The organism is uncultured Acinetobacter sp. (assembly GCF_947624825.1).
Taxonomy (GTDB): Bacteria; Pseudomonadota; Gammaproteobacteria; order Pseudomonadales; family Moraxellaceae; genus Acinetobacter.
On sequence record NZ_CANQLZ010000119.1, the window covers coordinates 1 to 2,861 of the forward strand.

Annotated in this window: 2 protein-coding genes; both read right to left on the reverse strand. The window is 43.0% G+C overall.

Annotated features, from left to right (window positions below; all coding sequences use genetic code 11):
• Positions 1-308: 308 nt before the first annotated feature.
• Positions 309-1,928, reverse strand: a complete 1,620-nt coding sequence (locus Q0017_RS13635) for a flagellin (protein ID WP_298147981.1) — start codon at positions 1,926-1,928, stop codon at positions 309-311.
• Positions 1,929-2,032: 104 nt separating this feature from the next.
• On the reverse strand, positions 2,033-2,861 hold an 829-nt coding region (locus tag Q0017_RS13640), incomplete at its 5' end, for a hypothetical protein (protein WP_298147984.1).

The following is a 2,861-nucleotide window of genomic DNA, read 5'->3' on the forward strand; positions in this document are numbered from 1 at the left end:
ACGTAAACCCGTCGACAAACGCTGGAAAGTAACCGACTGCTGCTGCTGGGTGTTAGACAAGTTCTTTTGTGCTTGCAAGGAAGCGATGTTGCTATTAATGACTAAAGCCATGGTGTTTCTCCTTTGGTTTAAATTAGGCTAAACCCTTTATTGCACTAGAATTTAACCTGCTACTCATTAGTTCGACCTAACTTAGTGAAACTTTAGCATAAAAAGCCAAGTTTTTTCTTACAAGTAAAAAAACAAACAAAAAACCCCCAGCCAGAAGGCTGAGGGTTTGGGTCTTGCTTTACTCGTTAGCTTAAAGCTTATAGCAAACCTAGTACCGATTGGCCTGTGGCGTTAGCCTGACCTAGGATAGAAACACCGGCTTGCTGTAGCACTTGCTGCTTAGCAAGGTTAGCCGTTTCAGATGCAAAGTCGGCATCTTGAACACGGCTACGTGCTGCAGACAAGTTTTCAGTGTAAGTATCGTTACCAGCAATCACGGCTTCAAAACGGTTTTGAACCGCACCAAAGGTCGCACGCAGTTCAGAGATTAAGTCGATTGAATCACGTGTGAAATCAATGGCTTCTCTGGCGCTAGCTTGGCTGCTAATGTCGATTACTTTAGTGGCCGATAAGTCACCCGTTAGCAAGTCTGCCATAGTGCCGACTTCTTTGGCTGAACTGTTAAAAAGTGTATTAATGTCTCCAGCCGCAGCAAAATTTTGCGAACCAGCGCTTGAAAAGCCTGTCTCACCATTTGCTTTAAATACACCAGCGATGCTAACAACTGAACTGCCATTGACCGAGTTCATGTCTAAAGCTTCTTTGTTACGTGTAAAAGTTACACCGTCTAGTTCTGCACTTTCACCGTCTTTTAAAGCAGAAAGTAAACCTTCATCAAACGCTTTTAAATCAGCAACTGAGAACGTAGTTGCATTGCCTGTTACATTTGCTGACCCTGTACCAAAGTAATCATTGGCCAACGGGTAGTTAGCTGAACTAACAGCATTAGTACCAAACAAGTCAGTCATATTGTCAGCTGAAATCGTTGCACCTGGAGTGTATACACCACCAGCAGTCCATGCACCACTAACGGTGGTTTCATTGCCATTGAATTCAATTTTTAACTGCTGGCCAGCCGTGTCGCCGTGGCCTTGCTGTTGGCGGCTAAACGTCATGCCATCAACGGTGAATGATTCACCATTGCCTAGCTGCTTCATGCCTTCTGCAATTTCTTTTGAAGTATCTGAACCGCTTGCTAACTGTGTGAGAGTTTTCGCAGTATACGCAGGAGCAGCAATTAAAGTTGCTGGGTTTTTACTGTCTTTCAAGAAGTTTTTAGAAAGTTCTAGCTGACCCGCTGCATTGGCTTGGTCTTTGTTGAAGTAAGTTTGGCTTGCACCTTCAAAAGTGAACTTAGCAGCAGAACCCTGAGCAACTAAACCACCTTCAAGGCCAGTTTTAATGATAGAACCGGCATCGTTTTTGAAACCAATTTGTAAATCAGTTTGCGTTGCATCTTTGCTTAGCAATTTCTGACCGTTAAACTCCGTAGTTTCAACAATGCGGTTAATTTCTTGGGTTAGTTCGTCAACTTCTTTTTGCAAACTGCCACGGGCTGCATCGTTGTAAGAACCGTTCGCCGACTGAATGGCTAGTTCGTTAACACGCTGTAGGTTTTTACCAATTTGGTCTAAAGCACCTTCAGCCGTTTGTGCCATTGAAATGCCGTCGCCCGCATTACGGGTTGCCATGTTCAAACCACGGATGTCTTTTGTTTGTGCTTCAGCTAGAAACAAACCACCCGCATCATCTTTTGCCGAGTTAATACGTAAACCCGTCGACAAACGCTGGAAAGTAACCGACTGCTGCTGCTGGGTGTTAGACAAGTTCTTTTGTGCTTGCATTGAAGCGATGTTGCTATTAATGACTAAAGCCATGGTGTTTCTCCTTTGATTTAAATTAGGCTTCACCAACAACAATTCGGTAAGGCCTGCTCTTGTTTACTATTTCGACCTATCTTAAAGAAACTTTAGGAAAATAATTAATTTTTTTCAGGCAACCGAAAAGAAGCGGCAGGAAGCCCAGCACACCAACGCTGCCAAGCCATACGCAAGGCTAGGCTCAGGGTTCTTTCTGCTGGGTTTTCTTCTAAAATTTTAGCGGTTTCTTCAGGGCGGCTTAAAATTTCAGTACGGCAAGCTTGTAATTCTTCAAGGTTAGTCGACCAAGCAATGGCTTGCTGAATGTAGTCGGTTACATCTTTTACTAAAAACTGCTCTAAATTTAAAGCACGGTTAATGGTGTTAAGCAAAGCTTCCACTGGGTGATCGCCCATAATAGAAAGCACCGGCACACCCATTGATAATGCATTATTAGTGGTAGTACCGCCGCCATAGGGCCAAGTGTCTAAAATTAAATCTATCTGGTTAAAAAGCTGCATGTAATCTTGAGTATTCATTCTAGGCTTTAAGATTAAACGCTCTGCTGCTATGCCTTGCTTAGTAAAAAAGCTAATGATTTCTTGCTCTTGTTCTGTTTCTACGTTGCCCAATAAAAGTTTAGTATTAGTCGTGCTATTTAAAATGCTGACCCAAGCATTCAGTGCACCAGTATTTATTTTACTAAAGCGGTTTAAGCTGGCGTAAGTAAACAGGCCATTGCGAGTAGCGGCAAGCTTTGCAGGCGGCTCACTTATGCTGGCACTTCTAACTGGCCGTACATTTTTTGGCTTTTCGGGAGTAATAATAAATTTTTCTGTCCAATGCTGTTGCTGGTATTCAATGTTTGGTATTAAACTGCTTGCAAAAGCATAATCCATGGCTTTAAGCCCCGTGGTATAGGGGTAACCTATGCAGGTTATATGAATAGGG

Coding starts and splice junctions, on each gene's coding strand:
- Q0017_RS13635 (WP_298147981.1), bottom strand. CDS start 1,928: ATGGCTTTAGTCATTAATAGCAACATCGCTTCAATGCAAGCACAAAAG.